The sequence below is a fragment of the Pseudoxanthomonas mexicana genome, assembly GCF_010093385.1.
GTDB lineage: Bacteria > Pseudomonadota > Gammaproteobacteria > Xanthomonadales > Xanthomonadaceae > Pseudoxanthomonas_A > Pseudoxanthomonas_A mexicana.
Map to the genome: position 1 here is coordinate 108,140 of NZ_PDWV01000003.1, position 23,608 is coordinate 131,747.

At 68.7% G+C, this 23,608-nt stretch carries 22 protein-coding genes; 7 read left to right on the forward strand and 15 right to left on the reverse strand.

Annotated features, from left to right (window positions below):
* Nucleotide 1: 1 nt before the first annotated feature.
* From CSC76_RS02270 to gap, 14 genes are all read right to left on the reverse strand, one after another.
* Nucleotides 2–466, reverse strand: a complete 465-nt coding sequence (locus tag CSC76_RS02270; protein ID WP_162108440.1) for a DUF6265 family protein — start codon at nucleotides 464–466, stop codon at nucleotides 2–4.
* Nucleotides 467–492: 26 nt separating this feature from the next.
* The gene (locus CSC76_RS02275; RefSeq protein WP_162108441.1) at nucleotides 493–810 is read right to left on the reverse strand and encodes a zinc-ribbon domain-containing protein; all 318 of its coding nucleotides are present in this window, start codon (nucleotides 808–810) and stop codon (nucleotides 493–495) included.
* 218 nt (nucleotides 811–1,028) lie between these two features.
* On the reverse strand, nucleotides 1,029–1,415 hold the full coding sequence (gene gloA2, locus CSC76_RS02280; protein ID WP_162108442.1) for an SMU1112c/YaeR family gloxylase I-like metalloprotein: 387 nt from the start codon (nucleotides 1,413–1,415) through the stop codon (nucleotides 1,029–1,031).
* 1 nt (nucleotide 1,416) lies between these two features.
* Entirely contained in the window at nucleotides 1,417–2,973 is a 1,557-nt protein-coding gene (locus CSC76_RS02285) for an MDR family MFS transporter (RefSeq protein ID WP_162108443.1), read from the reverse strand.
* 141 nt (nucleotides 2,974–3,114) lie between these two features.
* A complete protein-coding gene (locus CSC76_RS02290; protein ID WP_162108444.1) occupies nucleotides 3,115–3,771 on the reverse strand; it encodes an HlyD family secretion protein in 657 nt (218 codons plus the stop codon).
* Nucleotides 3,772–3,797: 26 nt separating this feature from the next.
* Nucleotides 3,798–4,205 carry an HlyD family secretion protein gene (locus CSC76_RS02295; protein WP_162108445.1) on the reverse strand — a complete coding sequence of 136 codons (408 nt, stop codon included), beginning with the start codon at nucleotides 4,203–4,205 and terminating at the stop codon, nucleotides 3,798–3,800.
* 8 nt (nucleotides 4,206–4,213) lie between these two features.
* Nucleotides 4,214–4,687 carry a MarR family winged helix-turn-helix transcriptional regulator gene (locus tag CSC76_RS02300; protein WP_162108446.1) on the reverse strand — a complete coding sequence of 158 codons (474 nt, stop codon included), beginning with the start codon at nucleotides 4,685–4,687 and terminating at the stop codon, nucleotides 4,214–4,216.
* Between the two features lie 273 nt (nucleotides 4,688–4,960).
* Nucleotides 4,961–5,965 (reverse strand): class I fructose-bisphosphate aldolase, encoded by a 1,005-nt coding sequence (locus CSC76_RS02305; RefSeq protein ID WP_162108447.1) that lies wholly within the window; start codon nucleotides 5,963–5,965, stop codon nucleotides 4,961–4,963.
* Between the two features lie 130 nt (nucleotides 5,966–6,095).
* Complete coding sequence (pyk, locus tag CSC76_RS02310) at nucleotides 6,096–7,565, reverse strand: pyruvate kinase (protein WP_162108448.1); 1,470 nt, start codon at nucleotides 7,563–7,565, stop codon at nucleotides 6,096–6,098.
* A gap of 267 nt (nucleotides 7,566–7,832) precedes the next feature.
* On the reverse strand, nucleotides 7,833–8,474 hold the full coding sequence (locus tag CSC76_RS02315) for an HAD hydrolase-like protein (RefSeq protein WP_162108449.1): 642 nt from the start codon (nucleotides 8,472–8,474) through the stop codon (nucleotides 7,833–7,835).
* Entirely contained in the window at nucleotides 8,471–9,646 is a 1,176-nt protein-coding gene (locus tag CSC76_RS02320) for a phosphoglycerate kinase (RefSeq protein WP_162108450.1), read from the reverse strand. Before CSC76_RS02320 ends, CSC76_RS02315 begins: the two co-directional genes overlap by 4 nt.
* 67 nt (nucleotides 9,647–9,713) lie before the next feature.
* Nucleotides 9,714–11,075: a DUF3999 family protein gene (locus CSC76_RS02325; RefSeq protein ID WP_162108451.1), complete on the reverse strand. Its 1,362-nt coding sequence runs from the start codon at nucleotides 11,073–11,075 to the stop codon at nucleotides 9,714–9,716.
* Complete coding sequence (locus CSC76_RS02330; RefSeq protein ID WP_162108467.1) at nucleotides 11,072–13,807, reverse strand: DUF2339 domain-containing protein; 2,736 nt, start codon at nucleotides 13,805–13,807, stop codon at nucleotides 11,072–11,074. Before CSC76_RS02330 ends, CSC76_RS02325 begins: the two co-directional genes overlap by 4 nt.
* Before the next feature lie 243 nt (nucleotides 13,808–14,050).
* Entirely contained in the window at nucleotides 14,051–15,055 is a 1,005-nt protein-coding gene (gap, locus tag CSC76_RS02335; RefSeq protein WP_093301172.1) for a type I glyceraldehyde-3-phosphate dehydrogenase, read from the reverse strand.
* Between the two features lie 156 nt (nucleotides 15,056–15,211).
* Between gap and CSC76_RS02340 the strand changes: the two genes are divergently transcribed.
* The 7 genes from CSC76_RS02340 to CSC76_RS02370 all read left to right on the forward strand — a co-directional run bounded on the left by CSC76_RS02340 (nucleotide 15,212) and on the right by CSC76_RS02370 (nucleotide 21,470).
* Complete coding sequence (locus CSC76_RS02340; protein ID WP_374500267.1) at nucleotides 15,212–15,838, forward strand: OmpW/AlkL family protein; 627 nt, start codon at nucleotides 15,212–15,214, stop codon at nucleotides 15,836–15,838.
* Nucleotides 15,839–15,897: 59 nt separating this feature from the next.
* Nucleotides 15,898–16,713, forward strand: a complete 816-nt coding sequence (locus tag CSC76_RS02345) for a S1/P1 nuclease (protein ID WP_162108453.1) — start codon at nucleotides 15,898–15,900, stop codon at nucleotides 16,711–16,713.
* Between the two features lie 61 nt (nucleotides 16,714–16,774).
* Complete coding sequence (gene modA / locus CSC76_RS02350; protein ID WP_162108454.1) at nucleotides 16,775–17,560, forward strand: molybdate ABC transporter substrate-binding protein; 786 nt, start codon at nucleotides 16,775–16,777, stop codon at nucleotides 17,558–17,560.
* Nucleotides 17,561–17,566: 6 nt separating this feature from the next.
* Nucleotides 17,567–18,268: a molybdate ABC transporter permease subunit gene (gene modB, locus CSC76_RS02355; protein ID WP_162108455.1), complete on the forward strand. Its 702-nt coding sequence runs from the start codon at nucleotides 17,567–17,569 to the stop codon at nucleotides 18,266–18,268.
* Nucleotides 18,268–18,885: a molybdenum ABC transporter ATP-binding protein gene (locus tag CSC76_RS02360; protein ID WP_162108456.1), complete on the forward strand. Its 618-nt coding sequence runs from the start codon at nucleotides 18,268–18,270 to the stop codon at nucleotides 18,883–18,885. The genes modB and CSC76_RS02360 overlap by 1 nt, the downstream gene beginning before the upstream one ends.
* Nucleotides 18,886–18,925: 40 nt before the next feature.
* The gene (locus CSC76_RS02365) at nucleotides 18,926–19,486 is read left to right on the forward strand and encodes a flavin reductase family protein (protein ID WP_162108457.1); all 561 of its coding nucleotides are present in this window, start codon (nucleotides 18,926–18,928) and stop codon (nucleotides 19,484–19,486) included.
* A gap of 40 nt (nucleotides 19,487–19,526) precedes the next feature.
* Nucleotides 19,527–21,470 (forward strand): acetyl-CoA hydrolase/transferase C-terminal domain-containing protein, encoded by a 1,944-nt coding sequence (locus tag CSC76_RS02370; protein ID WP_162108458.1) that lies wholly within the window; start codon nucleotides 19,527–19,529, stop codon nucleotides 21,468–21,470.
* A gap of 130 nt (nucleotides 21,471–21,600) precedes the next feature.
* On the opposite strand, the gene tkt is transcribed toward CSC76_RS02370, so the two are convergent.
* Nucleotides 21,601–23,598 carry a transketolase gene (gene tkt, locus CSC76_RS02375; RefSeq protein ID WP_162108459.1) on the reverse strand — a complete coding sequence of 666 codons (1,998 nt, stop codon included), beginning with the start codon at nucleotides 23,596–23,598 and terminating at the stop codon, nucleotides 21,601–21,603.
* Between the last annotated feature and the right edge of the window lie 10 nt (nucleotides 23,599–23,608).

The window sequence follows — 23,608 nt, forward strand, 5'->3', positions numbered from 1 at the left end:
CTCACTCCCTCGGCGGCGCGACGCAATCGCGCCGCCAGGTCCATTCCATCGCCTTGCCGTCGTCACGTCCGTCGTCCACGCGCGCGTGCAGCGTATCGGCGTCGGGCCGGGAATAGATCACCCGCTTCGGGAAATCGTGCGCGGGATTGGCGAACACCACGCGACCCCGCGCCATGTGCTCTGCGGGAAACGCCGTGACCGCACCGCCACCGGGTTGCGCCAGGAATACCCAGCGCCCCTCCTGTTGCGCGATGCGCATGAACTCGAAACCGATCGCCTTGCCCTCGCGCGTATCGCGATGCATGCCGACCAGCAGCCCGCCGCGCGGCGCCATCCAGGTTTCCTCGCTGAACGTCTTGCCACGCTGGCCACACCAATGGCCGGCCAGCCACTCCAGTTCTCCGGCGTATGCGCCGGATGCCAGCGCCAGCATCAGGCCGGCTATGCACAGGACGGATGGCTTCATGGCATTTCCTTCCTCAACGTAACGCCTCAGTACATCGGCTTGCCGTCGCTGTCGACCGTCACCGTGCAGATCTCCACGATGGTCCAGATGTACATGGGAATCCACAGCAGCCAGCACGACAGCACGCTGACCAGGATCTGCACCAGGCCCTTCTGGTTGTAGCCCGCATAGAAGTTGTGGATGCCCGGCAGGCCGATCAGACCAAGCAGTGCCCCGAACAGGATGAAGCTGGTGCGGCTCTTCCCCTGCGCGACCACCTGCGGAAAGTGGCCCGTCGCCACGCCACAGTGCGGGCACACGACCGCCTCGTCGACCAGTTGCTGGCCGCATTGCTTGCAGAACATTCCGACATCCCCCGGTGAATGGCCCGCACGTTAGCAGGCCGAAGCAGGCGAATCCACGTCCGTACGGAGTCCCGTAGGAGCGACGTCAGTCGCGACCGCATGTCGTCGGCCACGCATATCCTTGGTCAAGCCGGGCGCGGCAGGACGATGCGCTGTCTGCGAGATCCCGACATGGCTGGCGTGCGGTCGCGACTGACGTCGCTCCCACAGCGATAACACTATTGCTCGTAAAGCTCCAGCGGCAGGTCGTCCGGGTCGGCGAAGAAGGTGAAACGCCGGCCGGTGTACTCGTCCACGCGAACCGGCTCCGTAGCCACCTTCTGTGCGTGCAGGTGGGCGACGGCGGCGTCGAGATCGGCCACGCGCAGGGCGAGGTGGCGCAGTCCGCAGGCTTCGGGGCGCGAGACGCGCGGTGGCGGCGCCGGGAACGAGAACAGCTCGACCTGCGTGCCGTCCGGCAACGCGAGGTCCAGCTTCCAGGAATCGCGTTCCGCGCGATAGTGCTCGGCGACCACACGCAGGCCGAGCACCTCGGTGTAGAAGTGTTTCGACCGCGCATAGTCCGACGCGATGATCGCGACGTGGTGCAGGCCCTCGATCCGCATATCAGTGCGCCGCGGCGGCGTCGGCGCCCGCGTTGCCGCCGGACGGCGCCTTGCCACCCCGCATCAGCAGCACCAGCGGCATCGACACCAGCGTGAGCAGCATCATCAGCTTGAAGTCGTTGAGGTAGCCGATGGCCGCCGCCTGCCGGTTAACCTCGGCGTTGATCAGGGCCACGCCGGTGGCGGTGGACGGATTCATCGCCGCCGGCAGCAGCGTGGTCTCCGCGCCGAAGGCCGGGATGCGCGCGCCGATCTCGGCATGGTTCACCTGCATGGCGCGCGACAGCATTGTCATCACCACCGAGATGCCCACCGATGAACCGATGTTGCGCACCAGGCTGAAAAGGCCCGCCGCCTCGGTGCGCTGGTGCGGCTCCAGCGTGGCATAGGCGACCGTCGAGATCGGTACGAACACCAGGCCCAGGCCCATGCCCTGGATGACACCGAGCCAGATGATGGCGTGCATCGACGCATTCGGCCCGAACTGGGTCATGCCGTGCAGCGAGAACACCATCAACCCCATGCCGACCAGGATCGGCCAGCGCGCGTCGATGCGACCCAGCAGGCGGCCGACCACCATCATGCTGAACATCGTGCCCACGCCGCGCGGCGCCAGCACCAGGCCGATGGTCAGCACCGGATAGTTCATCAGCGTGCTCAGGTACGGCGGCAGCAGCGCCAGCGTGGCGAACAGCACGATGCCCACGACGAAGATCAGTGCACAGCCGACCGCGAAGTTCGCGTTCTTCAGCAGGCCCAGGTCGAGCAGCGCGCTGTCGCGCTTGCGCCACCACCACAGGCCGTAGGTGTACAGCGCCAGGAATGCGAGCGCGGCCTCGATCTGGATCTCGACGCTGCCGAACCAGTCCTCGCCCTGCCCGCGATCGAGGAACAGCTGCAACGCCCCGATACCCAGCGCCAACAGGCCCAGGCCGATGCCATCCAGCTTCCGTTCCTGCAGCACGTCCTTCTTCACGCTGGCCATGATGCCGACCAGCGCCAGGATGCCGATGGGCAGGTTGATCAGGAACACCCAGTGCCAGCTGTAGTTCTGGGTCAGGAAGCCACCCAGCGGCGGCCCGAGGATGGGCCCGACCATGATGCCCATGCCCCACATCGCCATCGCCGCGCCGTGCTTCTCCTTCGGGAAGGCATCGAGCAGCAGCGACTGCGAGATCGGCACCAGCGACGCGCCGAACACGCCCTGCAGGATGCGGAACAGCACCATCTCGCCGATGCCGGTGGCGATGCCGCACAGCAGCGAGGCCACGGTGAAACCGCTGACCGCGATGATCAGCAGGCGGCGGCGGCCCAGCCGGCCGGCCAGCCAGCCGGTGACCGGCGTCAGGATCGCGGCGGCGACGATGTAGCTGGTCAGCACCCACGACACCTGGTCCTGGGTGGCCGACAGCGAGCCCTGCATGTCCGGCAGCGCGACGTTGGCGATGGTGGTGTCCAGCGCCTGCATCAGCGTGGCCAGCATCACCGAGCCGACCAGCAGCGTGCGCTTGCCGGTGTCGTCCTGCGCGGTAGCCGCGGCAGCGGTGGAAGTGCTCATGGAGAAGTCCGGGAGGGATCGGCGCACATGACGTGCGGCGATCCAGAGGTCACCCGGGGCGCGGCGTCAGCGGGGCCGGGCCCCACCACAGTGCCCTCGCCCGCATCCGCGCACGCCCGGGATGACATGGAAACCAATGCCTCAGCGTGCCGCGGTGGCGCGGCTGGTGGCCGTATCGCGGTCGCGCAGCTCGACGTGCACGTCGGCGCTCATGCCGGCGCGCAGCTGCGGCGCATCGGCGGCAGCACTGTCGAGCTCGAGGCGCACCGGGATGCGCTGGACGATCTTCACCCAGTTGCCGGTGGCATTCTGCGGCGGCAGCACGCTGAACTCGGCACCGGAAGCGGGCGCGATGGAGGCCACGTGCGCCTTCCACTTCACGCCCGGATAGCTGTCCACTTCGATCGTCGCGGGCTGGCCGACCTTCATCTTCTCCAGCTCGGTTTCCTTGAAGTTGGCTTCCACCCAGATCGGCGAGGTGGCCACCAGCGGCATCGCCGTCTGGCCGACGTTGATGTATTCGCCCACCTGCAGGTCGTGCAGGCCGACGATGCCGTCCACCGGCGCGCGCACTTCGGCGTGCGCCAGGTCGAGCTTCGCCTTGGCGAGCATGGCGGCCGCGGCGCGGTACTCCGGCAGGTCCTGCGTGGGCGTGCCCGGGCTGCCGCTCAGCGACGCGGTGGCCTCGGACTGCGTTGCGATGGCGTCGGCCAGGTCGGTGCGGGCTTCGGCGACGGCATGACGCGCGTCGTCCAGCATCTTGCGCGAGACCAGCTGCTGGCCGGCGAGCTGCTGCATGCGCTGCAGGTCGCGCTGCGCCCACGTCAGCGTTTCGCGTGCGGCCTGGATCGAGGTGCCCGTGCCAACCCCTTGGCGCGGCTGGCGCTGGCGGAGTTCGCCATGCGCGCGACCAGCGCTTCGTTCTGCGCGACGGCGATCGTCAGCGGATCGGCATCGATGCGGAACAGCAGGTCGCCCTTCTTCACCGGCTGGTTCTGCTGCACGGCGACTTCGACCACGCGCCCGCCGACCTGCGGGGCGATCAGGATGCGCTCTGCCTTGATATAGGCATTGTCGGTGCTCACTTCGCGCTGCGAGGCGATGTATTCCCAGCCGAACAAGCCGGCCACGGCGAGCGGGCCGGCGACCCACAGCCACACGGGGACCCGGCGGCGCTTGGGAACGGGAACCTGTGCCGCCTTTTCCGCGGCTTCGTTGATCTTGCTGGTCATGGTGGAGGTCAGCTCTTGCGGAGGGAGGACTCGGCGCGGCTGGCGCGGTCGAGCCGGGAAAGGTTTTCGCGGATCTGGCCGAGCACCTTCAGGGTCGTCGCCAGCTCTTCGGCATCGACGCCGGCCAGGCAGTCCTCGCGCACGGAGACGGCGACGGCTTCGATGTCGTGCATCACCGCGTCGGATTGCGGCAGCAGGTGCAGGCGCCATACGCGGCGGTCGTCCGGATCGCTGCGGCGCTCGATGAAGCCGGCCTTCTGCAGGCGGTCCAGCACGCGGCCCACGGCGATGGGCTCCATGTCGAGCAGATCGGCCAGCTCGGACTGGGTGATGCCCTCGCTCTGGTGGATGCGCTTGAGCGCACGCCACTGCACGCGGGTCAGGCCCAGGTGCGCGGCACGCCGGTCGAACACGCGACCGAACAGCCGGCTCAGGTCCGCGATCAGGTAACCGATGGTGCTCTTGCCGTTTGTATGGCTCATGGGTGCCTATGATATAGCTGCTTAGGCAATAATGTTTAACGCAGGGAATCCTGTTCAGCCGCGCTTTCGGCAAGGGCCCCGCCCGTAAGGTTGGACGGGCCGACCGCGAGGACCCAGCGACTCTCGTCCCCGGATCCGTAGGCATCCGGGTGCCCGCCTGCGCGGCAACGACGGCGTGCAGGAACGGATGCCACCCTGGATTCCGGATTCAGGCCACCGGAAACGACGACGCCGGCACGAGGCCGGCGTCGCGATCACGCGGGGCGCGGAGGATTACCCCTCCCACTTGCCCAGCGCCGCAAGGCCGTTCTCCTTGGCGCGCTCGTAAACCACGGCCTGGGCCTTGGCGAAATTGCCCACCAGGTCCTGCGACCATAGCTTCAGCGCGGCCTGCTGCATGGCGCGGCCATAGGAGAAGCTCAGCGGCCACGGCAGGGTGCCCAGGCGGTTCATCGCATTGAGGTGCGCGGTGGACTGCTCGTCGGTCTGGCCGCCGGACAGGAACACGATGCCCGGCAGGATCGCCGGCACGGTGCTCTTCAGGCACATGACGGTGGATTCGGCCACCTCGTCCACGTCGGCCTGCTCGTCGCAGTCCTTGCCCGCGATGACCATCGAGGCCTTCAGGATGGTGCCTTCCAGCAGCACGTTCTGCTCGTACAGCGCGCCGAACAGCGAACGCAGCACGGCCTCGGTCACTTCGTAGCAGACCTCGATGTTGTGGTCGCCGTCCATCAGCACTTCCGGCTCCACCATCGGGACCAGGCCGCATTCCTGGCACAGCGCGGCATAGCGGGCCAGCGCATGCGCGTTGGCCTCGATGCAGGTGCCGGACGGGATGTCCTCGCCGATGGTGATGACCGCACGCCACTTGGCGAAGCGCGCACCCAGCTTGTAGTACTCCTTCAGGCGCTCGCGCAGGCCGTCCAGACCCTCGGTGACCACTTCGCCCGGGCAGCCGGCCAGCGGATGCGTGCCCTTGTCCACCTTGATGCCGGGGATGATGCCGTGGTCGCTCATGTACTTGGCGAACGGCACGCCATCCTTGGTGGACTGGCGGATGGTCTCGTCGAACAGGATGGCGCCGGAGATGTAGTCGGACAGCTTGGGCGTGGTGAGCAGCAGCTCACGGTAGGCGCGACGGTTCTCTTCCGTGTTCTCGATGCCCACGCCCTGGAACCGCTTGGCGATGGTGGTGGTGGACTCGTCGATCGCGATGATGCCCTTGCCCGGGGCCACCATGGCCTGGGCGGTTTCGGCAAGCTGTTCGATGCTCATGGGGAGTTCCTGGAAAGGCGGCGGGAAAGATACCAATTGTAGCCCGCGCCGCGACGACAGCGGGCGGTCGCGACGATGGATGCGCCGCATCGCTCCCCCGACGGACGCGGGGCGCGCGCCGGGAAACCGGTTACAGCTCGCCCAGCCCCTCGGCCTTGCCCCGTTCGCCCATCTGCAGCAGGCGCAGCGTGTTGGTCGCGCCGTGCTTCTCCATATGGTCGCCGCTGGTGAAGATCACGCGGTCGCCCTCGGCCAGCAACGCGCGATCGTGCAGCACGCGCATCGCATCGCGGGCGGCCTCGCGCGGTGCCAGGCCGCGGCTGTCGAACGCGATGGGGAACACATCACGGATCATCGCCATCGTGCGGCGGGCGCCGTCGTGACGCGAGAACGCGTAGATCGGCGCGCTGGAGCGGAAGCGCGACAGGAAGCGCGCGGTGCCGCCGGATTCGGTCATCGCCACGATCGCGCGCACGCCGATGTGTTCGGACAGGAACATGGTTGCCATCGCGATCGCCTGGTCGGCGCGCTCGAGGTTGCGCGGCGCCTTCTCGAAATCGGTGTCCATCTCGAACTGCTTCTCGGCGCCCAGGCAGATGCGCGCCATCGCTTCCACCGCACGCACCGGGTAGCTGCCTGCCGCCGTTTCGGCCGACAACATCACGGCGTCGGTGCCGTCGATGACGGCGTTCGCCACGTCCAGCACCTCGGCGCGGGTGGGAATCGGGCTGTCCACCATGGACTGCAGCATCTGGGTGGCGGTGATCACCACCTTGTTGCGCGCCAGCGACTCGCGGATGATCTTCTTCTGCAGGCCGGGCAGTTCGGCATCGCCGATCTCCACGCCCAGGTCGCCACGCGCCACCATCACCACGTCGCTGGCATCGACGATCTCGGCCAGGTTCTCGATGGCCTCGGTGCGCTCGATCTTCGATACCAGCGCGGCATCGCAGCCGTGCTGGCGCGCGATGCGGCGCGCCTCGTTCATGTCTTCGGCGTTGCGGCAGAACGACACGGCGATGAAGTCCACGCCGATGTTCTCGGCCACGTAGGCGATCAGTTCGCGGTCGCGCTCGGTCAGCGCACCCAATGACAGGCCGCCGCCCTGCTTGTTCAATCCCTTGCGATCGGACAGCACGCCATCGTTGAGCACCGTGCAGACGATGCGCTCGCCGTCGACCTGCACCACCTGCAGCTGCATCAGGCCGTCGTCCAGCAGCAGCACGTCGCCGGCGCCGACATCGCCCGGCAGGCCCAGATAGCTGACACCGACCTGATTGATGTCGCCCGGCGGCGCATCCGCACTCGCGACCAGATCGAAGCGGTCGCCCTTCTTCAGCACGATCTTGCCTTCAGCGAACCGCTCGATGCGGATCTTCGGGCCGGGCAGGTCGGCGAGGATGCCGACTTCCGCCCCCACGCGCTGCGCGGCCAGGCGTACGGCGGCGGCGCGCTTGGCCTGGCCGGAAGGATCGCCATGGGAAAAATTGAGGCGCACCACGTTGACGCCTGCGCGGAACAGTTCCTCCAGCACACCGGGCGGGTCCGTCGCCGGTCCGAGGGTGGCGAGGATCTTGGTGCGGCGCTGGCGTTCTGTCATGGTGCGGATTCCCTGTGATCGCGCAAACGCTACCACAGCGACCGGGTACCGCAATGGCTGATGATCGCGCTGTGCGCATGCTGTCCCGGGACACCGCTGCGTCCGCGCACGAAGCGCGATAAAAACGCTTGTTTTAAAGCCATTTTTCGCGATACGGCCACATCGCGCCACTGGTATTTTTTTGGTCTGAGCATCACGACAGGATGCTGCGCGCGCACACCCGACTGCGCAAACGAAACCGATGAAACGCGCGTTTGATCTCGCGATTCAGCCGAACAGCGGCCCCAGTCGTGCAGGCGACATGACCCGATGATCCGCGCCCGCGTCGCGCAGCTCCTGCTCGCCGCCGAAACCCCACAGCACCCCGACGTTGCGCATGCCGTGATGGCGCGCGCCCTCTATGTCCATGCGGCGGTCGCCGATCATCCAGCAGGCATCCGGGCTCGCTCCCAGCCGGCGCAGCGCTTCGCCGATCAGGTCCGCCTTGTGGCTCAGGCGGCCGTCGATGGTGGCGCCGACGATCTCCTCGAAGCGGTGGCCGAACGGCAGGTGCGCGAGGATCCTGCGGGCATGCGGTTCGTTCTTCGGCGTGACCCCCGCGAGCCGGTACCCGTCCGCATGCAGCGCCTCGATGGCCTCGCCGATGCCGGCATAGACCTGGTGCTCGAGCCAGCCGTGCGACTCGAAGCGTTCCAGATAGTGCTCGACGGTGGCTTCGACCCTGGCCGGATCGCCCAGCAGCGGCATGAAACTGGTGCGCAGCGACGGGCCGATCCAGCCCCGCAGTTCCTCCTCGGACGGGACCGGATGTTCCAGCTGCGTCAGCGCGTGCGCGATGCAGCGGGTGATGCCGACGGCCGAATCGATCAGCGTGCCGTCCAGATCGAAGAACAGCGTGGCGCGACTCACGCGCCGCGGGCTTCCAGTGCCGCGACGGCCGGCAGCGTCTTGCCTTCCAGGAACTCCAGGAACGCGCCGCCGCCGGTGGAGATGTAGCTGACGTCGCCGGCGATGCCGTACTTGTCCACCGCGGCCAGCGTGTCGCCGCCGCCGGCGATGGAGAACGCCTTCGACTGCGCGAAGGCATGCGCCAGCGTCTCGGTGCCCTTGCCGAAGGCGTCGAACTCGAACACGCCCACGGGCCCGTTCCACACCACCGTGCCGGCCGACCTGATCAGGTCGGCATAGCGCTTTGCGGTCTGCGGACCGATGTCGAGGATCAGTTCGTCGTCCGCGACGGCATCGACGGCCTTCACCGTCGCCGGGGCATCGGCGGCGAACGCGGTGGCGACCACGACATCGGTCGGCAGCGGGATCTCGGCGCCGCGCGCCCTGGCATCGGCATCGATCTTCTTCGCCGTATCCACCAGGTCGGCCTCGTACAGCGACTTGCCCACGGCGTGCCCTTCGGCAGCGATGAAGGTATTGGCGATGCCGCCACCGACGATCAGCTGGTCGACCTTGCCCACCAGGCTGGTCAGCAGTTCGAGCTTGGTGGAGACCTTGCTGCCAGCCACGATGGCCAGCAGTGGGCGCGCCGGATTGGCCAGCGCCTTGTCCAGCGCATCCAGTTCGGCCATCAGCAGCGGGCCACCGGCCGCCACGGCGGCGAAGCGGATCACGCCATGCGTGGAGGCCTGCGCGCGGTGAGCCGTGCCGAACGCATCCATGACGAACACATCGCACAGCGCGGCGTACTTCTTCGACAGGGCTTCGTCGTCCTTGCCCTCGCCGACGTTCATGCGGCAGTTCTCGAGCAGCACCACCTGGCCCGGCTGCACGGCCACGCCATCCACCCAGTCCTTCACCAGCGGCACGTCCACGCCGAGCAGCTCGGACAGGCGCGCGGCGACCGGCGCCCGCGAATCGGCCTCGCTCCACACGCCCTCCTTCGGCCGGCCGAGGTGCGAGGTGACCATCACGGCCGCGCCCTTCTGCAACGCCAGCTTCAGCGTGGGCAGCGAGGCGGTGATGCGCTGCTCGGAGGTGATGCGGCCGCCCTCGATCGGCACGTTCAGATCCTGGCGGATCAGCACGCGCTTGCCGGTGAGGTCGAGATCGGTCATGCGGACGATGGGCATGGGAGGTCCTGGGCGGCGGAAAAGACCGCCATTGTCCCGCCTGCCCTCCCCTGCCGCAAACGAGCGGCTACGCCGACGGGCGGCCGCGCAACAGGCTGAAGGCGAACGCGGCCACCAGCCCCGCCCCCAGCAGCAGCACGCCCCACAGCAGCCAGGCTTTCCAGTCGCGGGGTTCTGGCGGCGCCACGAGCGCGGCGTCGCCGGCCAGCACCGCGGCCGTGGACAGGTAGGCGGGCGCCGGTTGCCATTCGGCGCCGCGGTCGCGCCGCAGTGCGTCGACCAGCGCCGGCATGGGCACCGTGGCGCGACGGGCGCTCGCGCTGCCGGCCACCAGCGCGTACGGCGGCGTGCCCTGCGCCAGGAACACCATCACCTCGGGCCGGTAGCCCAGTCGCAGCGTGGGCGCCCGCTCGGGCAAGGCGCCGCGGCTGCGCAGCCGCCACTGGCGGTCGCGCACCGGTCCACTGGACAAGGCTTGATCGGGCGATGCGCTGGGACGTTCGCCATCCACGCGATAGGCCACCCACGGACCGGCGCGCAGCCGCCATGGCGCGTCATCGGCGTCGCGGCTTTCCAGCGTCCATTCGCCCACGGCGAAATCATCCATCGCCAGGTTGGCCAGGGCGATGGGATAGCGGCCATCGCTGTGGTAGACGAACCCGTCCACGCCCTGCTCCCGCACGCGCCGCCCCTGCATTTCCGACCACGCCACCGTCTGCTGCAGATGCGCGGCATCCAGGCGCACGCGGATCTCGCGGATCGGCAGCGCCGCAGCGGCATCGAGCGGCACGAAGCGCACGTAGCGGAATCCCGCCTGGATGGGCGCCTCGTCGTGCAGCAGCCGCTGGGTGCCGCGCTGCAGTTCCATCAGTGTCACGCGCGACTGCATCACGTCCCATGTTTGAAGGTCGTGGCTGCCTTCCACGCGGAAACGGGCCTCGCGGGGCTCGCCCGGGTCCCAGGTGATCTCCAGCGCTTCGGGGTTGTCGCGGATGCCGCTGAGGTCCACCAGGAAGGCCCGCCCCGTGTCCTCCGACGGCATGCCGCCGCTGGCCTCGATGCGGACGATGCGCCCGTGTTCGCCGAACTGAGCCGACACGCTCGCGGGTTCGCCTGCACCCTGCGCCGGCGCGGGCAACGGGAACCACGGCACGACGATGCGGCGGGCGGGCAGCGCCGTGGGCTGCTCCGGCCCGAACAATGCCGCCGCCACCGGCTTGCCGTTCGCATCCAGCACGTCCACATCGCGCAGGTCGGCCCAGGCGGTGGTGGTGTAGACGCTGCGATCGAGTTCGACGCGGTAGGCGCCCGCGCGTTCGGCGGACAGGGCCAGCGGCCACCGCTTCGCGTACGCGGCCTGTGCCGGCGACTGCGCCAGCGTCGCGAACGACGCGGCCAGCAATGCCAGGGCAAGCAACAGGGTCCTCATGCGGTCGCCTCCTCGGTATCGATGCGGCGCGGCGGCGCCGGTGCCAGATAACCCACCACCGTGCACAGCAGGCCGTAGGCGATGAAGGAACCGATGCCCAGCAGGTTGCCCAGGTGCTGCCGGTCCACCGACACCAGCTTCACCAGCACCACGCCCATCAGCACCGCGCCCCCCAGCCACAGCATGCGCTGGCCGCGGCGCGAACCGATCACCCAGCCCAGCACGCCCAGCACGCTCCACACCACGGTCAGGCTGGTCTGCGCGAGGCTGCCCGACAGGAGTCCATCGCTCCACGGCACGCCACCCCAGTGATGGACGGCGTGCAGCACCACGGAAGTGATCCACACGAAGGCGGCCGACGTCAGCAGCACGATCTGCATGGGCGGCATGCTGCGGTCTTCCGGCATCCACCAACGCAGGAGCAGCACGAGCACCGCGAGCTGGGCGAGTTCCAGCGGGTTCACCACGGGAATCCACGGCAGCGGCATGGCGTCGCCGGCGAGGAACAGCGAGCCTGCCCACCACAGGCCGAGCGCGGCGAACAGCACGCCCAAGAGCGGGGTACGCCAGCCGTCGAAGCGTTCGCCCAGCGGCGCCGACAGCCAGCCCCAGCGGAACAGCGCCAGCGCGACGACCACCAGCCACGGCAACGCGATCAGGCCGGCCGTCCAGCCCTGGCCCATGCCTTCCAGCCAGTCGGGCAGCCACGCCATCAGGAGGCTCGCCACCATCGGCCACACCAGCCACCAGACGAACTGCGCAGCACCGGCGAGGCGATGTTCGCTATCGCGCAGGCACATCAGGCTGCGAATGCCGAGTGCCGCATAGACCAGCCACGCCCAGACGCCATGGCCCGCGAATGGCTGCTGGTGCACATCCGACTGCCAGATCGCCAGCGGCACCGCAGAAGCCAAGGCCGCCAGCGTCGTCCACGCCAGCGCACCCGACGGGCGACGGCGATGCGCTTCGGCCGCCAGCCAGCCCGTCAGCGCCGCGAAGGCGAGCATCGCGTCCGGTTCGTCCCGACGGCCCAGATAGCGCTCGATCTCGATGACGCCATTGCCCAGCCACCACGCCAGGCCCCACAGGTAGTACAGCCCCGCGACGGCGCCCAGCCGGCCGCGATAGCTCCAGGCGCTGGCCAGGCCTGCCAGCGCGATCAGCAGCGCGCTCATGAAGGGGGCGTTGGCGAACATCGGATGGGCCGTCGCGTCGAATCCGCCGGCGGACCAGGCGTCAGCCCGCGCGATGAAGAATGCGAACGCCGCCGCCATCTGCAGGCCCGCACCGGTCAGCTGCGGGAGCAGGCGCGACTGCCGCAGCCCCAGCCAGACCAGCGCCGCGCCCTCCAGCGCGAACACGCTCGCCGTGGCCTGGGCCGACAGCGCCAGCGGCACCGCCAGCGTGGCGAAACCCACCGCGAGCAGGGCATACGACTGCGCAAGCACGTCGTAGTTCTCGCGACGGCGCAGCAGCCACGACAACCCGGCGTACAGCACGCCCAGCCCCAACGCGCAGAACGCCAGCGGCATGCGGCTGTCTTCGAACGTACCCCCCTGCATCAGCCCGGCCTGCAGCGAGAACGCCACCAATGGCATGCCGAACACCAGGCACCCATCGATGAAGTCGCGTCGGCTGGCCGGCTGGCGGCGCGCAAACAGCAGCGGGATCAGCAGGTAGAACACGAAGAACAAGGCCAGGAACGGCTGGGTGGTGCCGTACTTCGCGGGGTCATAATCGAACAGGCCCCACACGGTGCCGATACCGAAGGTGAAGACGAAGCCGAGCAGGTTCAGCAGGCGCCACGACTTGTACCAGGCGATGCCGACGATGGCCGCGTTGAGCACGGCATAGTAGGAGAACAGCGCCACATGGTTGCCGCTGCCCGTCGACAGCCAGAGCGGGGCGAGGAAGCCCGCCAGCAGCGCGAACACCGCCAGCGCCTTGGCATCCTGCAGCACGGCCAGCATGCCGGCGCCGGCGACCAGCGCGATGCTCAGCGCGAAGGCCGCGCCGACCGGCATCAGGCCGAAGATCTTGAAGGCGGCGAATACCACCAGTAGCAGCACGCCGATGGCGCCACCCTGCAGACTGAGCGCGAACACGCGGTTGCTCTCGCGCTTGCGCCACGCGAACACCCGCGCACCCAGCGCCGCGGCCGCTACGCCGGCCAGGCGCAGTTCCGGCGGCAGGGTGAACCAGCCCTGGTCGGCGCCGTACTTGAGCAGTGCCGCGACACCGGCGAACAGCACCAGCATGCCGATCTTCACCGGCACGTTGCCGACGGTGAACCAGCGCTGCACCGCGCGGACCGCGGTGGTGGCGAAGTCCGGACGCGAGGGCGCGACGGGACGCGGCGGCCGGGGCGGCATCGGTGGCGCAGCCGGCGCTGGCGTGGGCGTTTGGGGTGCCGACGGGATCGGCGGTGGTCCAGCGGCGCGCTCCGGTGCAGCCGGTGCAGGCGCGGGTGTCGCGCGCGGCGGCGGTGGTGCGGCGTCGCGCATCAGGTCCGCCAGCGTGGGGCCTTCGTCCACGGCGGGTGCCGCAGGCGCGCTCACCGTGCTGGCAGGGGCTGGCGCCGGCTCGGCGACGCGTGCGGCGCGCAACTGGGTGACCTGTGCTTCCAGCGTGGCGACGCGGCGCTTCAGGCCGCTGACCGACACCAGCGCGACGATGAGCAGGACGGGCATGGCCAATACGGCCAGCCCCACCAGGACCAACAACCCGACCACGTCATCCATTCCCCGACCTCGCCTGTGCGTGTTTCCGGTGCAAGGACGCGGAATGCCGCGCCCTCCGGCCGTCCGTGCAGCCGCGCCCGCAGCCTCGGGCATGGCCCGTGGATTTGCAAGATTCCGATCCGCGGGTGGCCGAGGACAGCGTACCCGGTATCGCCTCGTGATACCCGGAAACGACGCGAGCGCCCAAGGGCGCTCGCGTACGGATGCTCCGGCCGGATCGACCGGCGTGGCGGCTTACTTGCCCGCGACCACGCGCACCATTTCCAGGCACTTGTTGGAGTAGCCCCACTCGTTGTCGTACCAGGCCACCAGCTTGACGAAGGTGGGGTCCAGCGCGATGCCGGCCTCGGCGTCGAAGATCGAGGTGCGGGTGTCGCCGCGGAAGTCGGTGGCTACCACCTTGTCCTCGGTGTAGCCCAGGATGCCCTTCAGCGCGCCCTGGCTCTGCGCCTTCATCTCGGCCTTGATCTCTTCGTACGTGGCCGGGTTCTCGAGCTCGGCGGTCAGGTCGACCACCGACACGTCGCTGGTCGGCACGCGGAACGACATGCCGGTCAGCTTCTTGTTGAGCGAGGGGATCACCACGCCGACGGCCTTCGCCGCGCCGGTGCTGGACGGGATGATGTTCTCCAGGATGCCGCGACCGCCGCGCCAGTCCTTGTTGCTCGGGCCGTCCACGGTCTTCTGCGTCGCGGTGGCCGCGTGCACGGTGGTCATCAGGCCGCGCTTGATGCCCCACTTGTCGTGCAGCACCTTGGCGATCGGCGCCAGGCAGTTGGTCGTGCACGACGCGTTGGAGATGATCGCCTCGCCGTTGTAGGTCTTGTCGTTCACGCCGTAGACGAACATCGGCGTGTCGTCCTTCGACGGTGCCGACAGGATGACCTTCTTCGCGCCGGCATCCAGATGCTTCTGCGCGGTGGCCTTGTCGAGGAACAGGCCGGTGGATTCGATGACGACATCGGCGCCGACTTCGTCCCACTTGAGGTTGGCCGGATCGCGCTCCTGGGTGAGGCGGATCTTCTTGCCGTTGACGAACAGCGCGCCGCCTTCGACCTTCACGTCGCCGTCGAAGCGACCGTGCACGGAGTCGTACTGCAGCATGTACGCCAGGTAGTCCGGTTCCAGCAGATCGTTGATGGCGACGATCTCGATGTCGTTGCCGAAGTTCTGCACGGCGGAACGCAGCACGTTGCGCCCGATGCGGCCGAAGCCGTTGATACCCACCTTGATCGACATTGCTCAGGACTCCTGCGGCCGCGCGCGGCGCGGCGGGGTTGACGGGGCCCACATTCTAACAGCCCGCCCCGGCGACAGGCCGTGGCGGGCATTGATCAGGATCAAGGCGGCGCCCCGTACGCGGGTGGAGACTGGCCCCACTCTCCAACGAGCGTCATCACCATGAAGAAGACCCTGATCCCGATTGCCATCGCCCTCGCCTTCGGCGCCGCCGCTCCCGCCTTCGCCCAGTCCAAGGGCGACTGGACCCTGGGCGTCGGCGTGCACCAGGTGAACCCCAAGTCCGACAACGGCACGCTGGCCGGCGGCACCCTGCCGCTGGACATCGACAGCGACGTCAAGCCGACCATCACCTTCGAATACTTCCTGCGCGACAACCTGGGCCTGGAAGTGCTGGCCGCGCTGCCGTTCAAGCACGACATCGCCGTCGACGGCGTCGGCACCGTGGGCAGCACCAAGCACCTGCCGCCGACCGTGTCGCTGCAGTACCACTTCAACAGCAAGGGCAAGGTCTCGCCGTTCCTCGGCGCCGGCCTGAACTACACCACGTTCTTCAGCGAAGACACCAAGGGTGCGTTGGCAGGCACCGACCTGAAGCTGGACGACTCCTGGGGCCTGGCCGCGCACGTCGGCATGGACATCAAGGTCAGCGAGCGTGGCGCGGTGCGCGTGGATGCGCGCTGGATCGACATCGACTCCGACGTCGAGGTGGACGGCGCCAAGCTGGGCACCGCCAACATCGACCCGCTGGTGTACGGCGTGGCGTATGTCGTGAAGTTCTGAGCAACGCATAACGCCCGCAACGCGCAATGGGGACGGCCCGTGTCGGTTAAAGTACCGGCATGGTCCGTCCCCTTCTTTTCGTTCCCGCATTCCTCCTGGCCGTCGCGCTTGCGCTGCTGCCGCTCCCGGCGCGCGCATGGGGCCCGCTGGGCCATCGCCTGGTGGCGCTGCTGGCATGGGACGATCTGACACCGCCGGCGCGCCGCCAGGTCGAGGTCCTGCTGCGGGGCGAGCCGGATCCGACCCTCGCCGGCATCGCCAGCTGGGCCGACGACCTGCGCAAGCATGATCCCGTGCTCGGCAGGACGTCCGCACGCTGGCACTTCGTCAATCTCGGCGAACACGACTGCGCCTACGAACAGGTCCGCGACTGCCCGGGAGGCAACTGCGTCGTCGAGGCGATCCGTGCGCAGGCCGCGATCCTGGCCGATCCGAAACGTACCCATGCCGAGCGGCTGCAGGCGCTGAAGTTCGTCGTGCACTTCGTCGGCGACGTGCACCAGCCGCTGCATGCCGGCTACGCTCACGACAAGGGCGGCAACGACGTGCAGGTCAATTTCGACGGCCAGGGCACGAACCTGCACACGCTGTGGGACAGCCGCATGCTTGTATCCACCGGACGCGGCGAGCAGGCCTATCTGGCGCACCTGCGTACCTTGCCGCGCCCCGCGCTCGCCGCCATGGTCCTGCCGCCACCGGCGGCCGTCTGGGCAGAACAGTCGTGCCGGGTGGTGACACGGCCGGACTTCTATCCGCGCCGCGCGAAGCTCGATCAGGCATATGTCGACAAGCATCTGCCGATCGCAGAACGACAGTTGCGCGCCGGTGGCGTGGCGCTGGCAGCCGTGCTGAACAAAGCGCTGGGTGGCCGCTGACATCCACCGCACCCTCGCCGCCCTCGACACGCGTGTGGCATCCCCCTGAGGAGTCGTCCGCATGAAGCTCTGCCCGTTGCTCCGCTCCTTCTCGGCCCTCTTGCTGATCGCCGTGTCGCTTGCGCCCACGGCGGCGCGCGCGCAGGACGATGCAGGCCTCACCGTCTTCGCCGCCGCCAGCCTGAAGGAAGCGCTGGACGAGGCCGCCGCGGCGTACCGGAAGCAGACCGGCGTACCGGTCCGCGTGTCGTACGCCGCCAGTTCGGCGCTGGCGCGCCAGATCGAACAGGGCGCGCCGGCGGACGTGTTCTTCTCCGCCGACCTGGAGTGGATGGACTACCTGCAGCAGCGCAACAGGCTGGACGTCGCCACGCGGCGGAGCTTGCTCGGCAACCGGCTGGTGCTGATCGCACCCAAGGCGAGCAAGGCACAGGTCGACCTGAAGCACCCCGCGACGTTGCTGGCCGCGCTCGGGGACGGCCGTCTCGCGGTCGGCCAGACCCGGACCGTCCCGGCGGGCCAGTACGCGAAGGCCTCGCTGGAGTCGCTGTCGTTGTGGAACGGCGTCAGACCGAGGCTGGCCGAATCTGAAAGCGTACGCGCGGCCCTCATGCTGGTGGCGCGCGGCGAAACGCCGTTGGGCATCGTGTACGCCTCCGATGCGAAGGCGGAACCGGGCGTGCGGGTCGTGGCGACCTTTCCCGAGGACTCGCACCCGCCCATCGTCTATCCGGTGGCGGCGCTGCGGGGTGCGCACGCCGCGCAGGCAGCGCGGTTCGTGCAATGGCTGGGGTCTCCCGCCGCTGATGCCCTCTTCACCAAGCGCGGCTTCGCGGTGAAGGACTGACACCCCGTGTTCGATGCGTTCAGCGCCAACGAACTCACCGCGATCCGCCTCAGCCTGAAAGTCGCTGCGGTGGCGGCGCTGGCGAGCCTGCCGTTCGGAGTGCTGGTCGGCTGGCTGCTGGCGCGGACCCGCTTCCCGGGCAAGGCGTTGCTGGATGCGCTGGTCCACCTGCCGCTGGTGCTGCCGCCGGTAGTGATGGGCTACGCACTGCTGGTCACGCTGGGCACGCAGGGCGCCGTGGGCGCCTTCCTGCAGGAACACCTGGGCCTGGTGTTCGCGTTCCGCTGGACCGGCGCGGCGCTGGCGTGCGCGGTGATGGGATTCCCGCTGATGGTGCGTGCGATCCGTTTGTCGCTGGAAGCCACGGACCGCCGCCTGGAACAGGCTGCGTCCACCCTGGGCGCCGGGCCGTGGCGCGTCTTCTTCACCGTGACGCTCCCGCTGGCCTGGCCCGGGCTGGTGGCCGGGTGCGTGCTGGCGTTCGCCAAGGCGCTGGGCGAATTCGGCGCCACCATCACCTTCGTCTCCAACATCCCCGGCGAAACCCAGACCCTGTCGTCGGCGATCTACGGACTGATGCAGGTCCCCGGCGGCGAGGCCGGCATCTGGCGCCTGGCCGCCGTCGCCGTGGCGATCTCGCTGGCGGCCCTGCTGTTCTCCGAATGGCTGGTGCGACGCCATCCCACCCGCCACGGCGAGGATGGCTGATGCTCGAACTGGACATCGAACTGCGACGCGGGACTTTCCGACGCCACGTGCGGATCAAGGACGATGCGCGCGTGATCGCGCTGGTCGGCCCGTCGGGCGCCGGCAAGACCTCGGTGCTCAACGCCATCGCCGGACTGGTGACGCCGGTCGCCGGCCGCATCGACGTGGACGGCCGCAGCCTGTTCGACAGCACGCGCGGCATCGACGTCCCCGTGCACCGTCGTCGCGTCGGCTACGTGTTCCAGGATGCGCGCCTGTTCCCGCACCTGGACGTACGCCGCAACCTGCTCTACGGGCGGCATGGCGGGCATGGCGCGCCGCGGTTCGGATTCGACGCCGTGGTGGACCTGCTCGGCATCGCGCCCCTGCTGGCCCGTCGCACGCGCAACCTGTCCGGTGGCGAAGCCCAGCGCGTGGCGATCGGCCGCGCCCTGCTCTCGCAACCGTCGATGCTGCTGTTCGACGAACCCCTGTCGGCGCTGGACCAGGCGCGTCGCGAGGAACTGATCCCCTACCTGCAGCGCGTGCGCGACGAAATCCGCCTGCCCATCGTCTACGTCAGCCATCACCCGGACGAAGTGCGTCGCGTGGCCGACTCCACACACGTCCTCGACTGACGCCGACGTATCCTGCGGTCCCGCCACCGGAGCGCCCCGCATGAAGCACCCCACGCGCTGGAAGTCCCTCCCCGTCGACCAGACGCGCCGCTACCTGGAGCCGGGACCCGTGGTCCTGCTGAGCACCGCACACCGCGGCGAGCGCGCGATCATGACGCTGGGCTGGCACATGATGCTGGGCTACGACCTGGTCGGCACGTACATCTGGCAGGCCAACCGCAGCCATGCCCTGGCCCGGGCCAGCCGCGCATGCGTGATCAATCTGCCGACCGGGGACCTGCTGGACACGGTGGTGCGGATCGGCAACTGCAGCAGTACCGAACAGGACAAGTTCGAGCGCTTCGGCCTGACGCCGCTGGGCTCGCGCGAAGTCGGCGCGCAGCGCATCGCCGAATGCCACGCGCAGTTCGAATGCCGCCTGCACGAAACGCGGATCACCGCCGACTACCCGCTGTTCGTGTGGCGCGTGGTGGCGGCGCATGTCGCACCCTCGCCGCGCATCCCGCGCACGGTGCATTACCGCGGCGACGGACGCTTCATGGTCGCCGGCCGCGAAGTCTCTCGTCGCCGGCTGTTCCGGCCGGACATGCTGGAGCAGTGACCCATGGCCGATTGACGCAGAGCTCGCTACGCTGGCGCACATGAGCCCACGCCACCTCACCGACCTCGACGAAGCCGTCGACCTGATCCTGGCCCACACCTACGGCCCGCTGCGCATCGGCGCACCGCTGGGCATCGGCAAGCCGCACCGCCTGCTCAATGCGCTGTATGCACGCGGCGCGGCGGACCCTTCGCGCCCCTGGTCGCTGTACACCGCCCTCTCGCTCGATCCGCCTGCGGGTGGCAAGGGACTGGAGGGACGACTCGTGACGCCCTTCGCCACGCGCCACTTCGGCGACGACTTCCCTCGCCTGGACTACGTGCGGGCGACGAAGCGCGACGCACTGCCCGCGCACATGGAGGTGGAGGAGTTCTACATGCAGGGCGGTGCCCTGCTGCGCTCGATCACCGCACAGCGCATGTACGCCAGCCTCAATTACACGCACGTCGCCCGCGCGCTCGCCGACCGCGCGCTCAACGTCATCGTGCAGAAGGTCGCACGCGAGCCCGGTGGCACGCGCCTGTCGTTCTCGTGCAACAACGACCTCACCCAGGACACGGTCGATGCGCACCTTGCACGCGGCCTGGCGCGGCCGCTGCTGGTGGCGGAAGTCGACCCGCAGCTGCCCTGGATCGGCGGCACGGCAGCGGTCGAGGACACCTATTTCGACATCATCGTGAGCCCGCAGGGCCCTTATCCACCGCTGTTCGGGCTGCCGCGCCAGCCGGTATCGGACGTTGACTACGCCATCGGCCTGTACGCCAGCACGCTGGTGCGCGACGGCGGCACGCTGCAGATCGGCATCGGTGCACTGGCCGATGCGCTGTGCCACGCGCTCGTACTGCGCCACAGCGACAATGCCACCTACCGGCGCGTGCTGGCGGCCCTGGACCCGGAGCTGGAGCGGCACCCCGCCGTGCTCGCCAGCGGCGGACTGGCCCCCTTCGCCATCGGCCTGTACGGCTGCAGCGAGATGGTCAACGAAGGATTCAAGCGGCTGGTCGAAACCGGCGTGATCCGGCGCAAGGTGGTGGATGACGAAGCCCTGATGCGGCGCATCGCCGACGGGACCGCCAATCTCGGCGACCAGGCCCGGCTGGAGCGCGACGGCGAATACCTGCACGGCGCGTTCTACCTGGGGTCGCCCGCGTTCTACCAGTGGCTGCGCGACCTGCCCGATGACCAGCGCCGCGCCATCGGCATGCGCCGCATCAGCCTGATCAACGAACTGCAGCGCGGCCATGAATCGCCCGCCCGCCTGCAGCGCCACGAGGCCCGCTTCTTCAACTCCTGCATGATGGCGACGGCGCTGGGTGCCGCCGTCTCCGATGGACTGGAAGACGGCCGCGTGGTATCGGGTGTGGGTGGGCAGTACAACTTCGTGGACATGTCCAATGCGCTGGATGCTGCGCGCAGCGTGTTGATGTTCCGCGCGGTGCGCGAGGACGCCGGCGCGGCCGAGTCGAACGTGCGCTGGAACTACGGTCACACCACCATTCCCCGTCATCTCCGCGACCTGTACGTCAACGAGTACGGCATCGCCGACCTGCGCGGCAGGAACGATGAGGACTGCATCATCGCGATGGGCGGCATTACCGACGCGCGCTTCCAGGGGACGCTGGTGCAGCAGGCGCAGCGCGCGGGCAAGCTGCGTGCCGGCTTCAATCCACCCGGTCACTGGATCGACAACACGCCCGTACACCTGTCGGCGCGCCTGCGCGCATTCCGCCACGACGGCACCCTGCCCGACTATCCGCTGGGCAGCGATTTCACCGAGGTGGAGCAGCGCATCGTCAAGGCACTGGGATGGCTGAAGGCGAATACCGCCACGCCCTGGAAGAAGATCGGCACCGTGCTGCGTGCGCTGGGCGCACAACCGGACGATGCCGAGGCGATGGCGCGCATGGATCTCGCCGCGCCCGGCAACCTGGGCGAGCGCATCGAAGCGAAGCTGCTGGCGCTGGGATTACGGGAAACACGTTAGCGGTTCTAACTGCCGCAAGCGCGATCCACAGCCTCGTCATCCCGGCGAAAGCCGGGATGACGCCGATGGGAATCCTCCAGAAAAGAAGCCGGCGCGCCGAGGCGCGCCCGTTGTTTCCAGCGAATCCGCCTCAGAGCGACTTCGCCGCCCCGACCACTGCGTCGACGGTGATGCCGAAGTGCTTGTACAGCGAGTCGGCCGGCGCGGAGGCGCCGAACGTGGTCATGCCGATCACCGCGCCATCCAGGCCCACGTACTTGCGCCAGAAGTCGGCGGTCGCCGCTTCGATGGCGACGCGCTTGCGCACGGCCTTGGGCAGCACGGCCTCGCGGTAGGCGGCGTCCTGGCGGTCGAACACGTCGGTGGACGGCATCGACACCACGCGCGTCTTGATGCCCTGCGCGTCCAGCGTGGCTTTGGCCTGCGTGGCCAGGCCGACTTCCGAACCGGTCGCGATCAGGATGACGTCCGGCGCGCCGTCGGCATCGGCCAGCACGTAGCCGCCACGCGCGATCTCGCCCACCTGCGCGTCGGTGCGCGGCTGGTGCGGCAGGTTCTGGCGCGAGAAGACCAGGCAGCTCGGACCATCTTGGCGGACGATGGCCTGCTTCCATGCCACCGCCGACTCCACCGCATCGCAGGGACGCCACACGTCGTTATTCGGGATGTAGCGCAGCGACGCGAGGTGTTCGACCGGCTGGTGCGTGGGACCGTCTTCGCCCAGGCCGATGGAGTCGTGCGTGTACACGTGGATGGCGTGCGCCGGGATCAGCGCGCTCATGCGCACGCCGTTGCGTGCGTAGTCGCTGAACACCAGGAAGGTGGCATCGAACGGCACGAAGCCGCCGTGCAGCGCCAGGCCGTTGGCGATCGCGGTCATGCCGAACTCGCGCACGCCGTAGTAGACGTAGTTGGCGTTCGGATCGGTGCTGGAGACCGATTTGCTCGCCTTCCACAGGGTGAGGTTGGAATGCGCCAGGTCGGCCGAGCCGCCCACCAGTTCCGGTAGCAGCGGCGCGAACGCTTCGATGGCGTTCTGCGAGGCCTTGCGCGAGGCGATCACCGGGCCTTCGGCCTGCACCTTGGCGATGTACGCATCGGCCTGGGCGGCGAAATCGGCCGGCAGCTCGCCGGATGCGCGACGCTTCAGCTCCGCGGCCTGCTCCGGATACTGGGCGGCATAGGCGTCGAACAGCGCGTTCCACTCGGCTTCCAGTGCCTTGCCTGCCTCGACCTTGTTCCAGCCGGCGTAGATGTCGGCGGGGATCTCGAACGGACCGTAGGGCCATTCCAGCGCCGCGCGCGTGGCTTCCAGCTCGTCCTTGCCCAGCGGCGCGCCATGGCTGGATTCCTTGCCGGCCTTGTTCGGCGAACCGAAGCCGATCGTGGTACGGCAGCAGATCAGCGTGGGCTTGTCGGCCGTCTTCAGCGCAGTGTCGATGGCGGTCTTGATCTCGACCGGGTCGTGGCCGGTGACGTTGCGCACCACCTGCCAGCCATAGGCCTCGAAGCGGGCGGGCGTGTCGTCGGTGAACCAGCCGTCGGTGTTGCCATCGATGGAGATCTTGTTGTCGTCCCAGAAGCAGACCAGCTTGCCCCGGCCCCAGGTGCCGGCGAGCGAGGCGGCCTCGTGCGAGACGCCTTCCATCAGGCAGCCGTCGCCCATGAAGACGAAGGTGCGGTGATCGATGAGGGCGTGGCCTTCACGGTTGAAGCGCTGCGCCAGCAGCTTCTCGGCCAGCGCGAAGCCGACCGCGTTGGCGAAGCCCTGGCCCAGCGGGCCGGTGGTGGTTTCCACGCCCGGGGTCTCGTGGCGCTCCGGATGGCCGGCGGTCTTGCTGTGCAGCTGGCGGAAGTTCTTCAGCTCCTGCAGCGGCAGGTCGTAGCCGGCCAGGTGCAGCAGCGCGTACTGCAGCATCGAGCCGTGGCCATTGGACAGGATGAAACGGTCGCGGTTGAACCAGTGCGGGTTCGACGGGCTGTGGCGGTAGTAGTCGTTCCACAGCACTTCGGCGATGTCGGCCATGCCCATGGGCATGCCGGGATGGCCGGAATTGGCGGCCTGTACCGCGTCGGCGGCGAGGAAACGGATGGCGTTGGCGAGCTGGCGGCGGGTGGGCGTCGTCATGGGAGTCGGA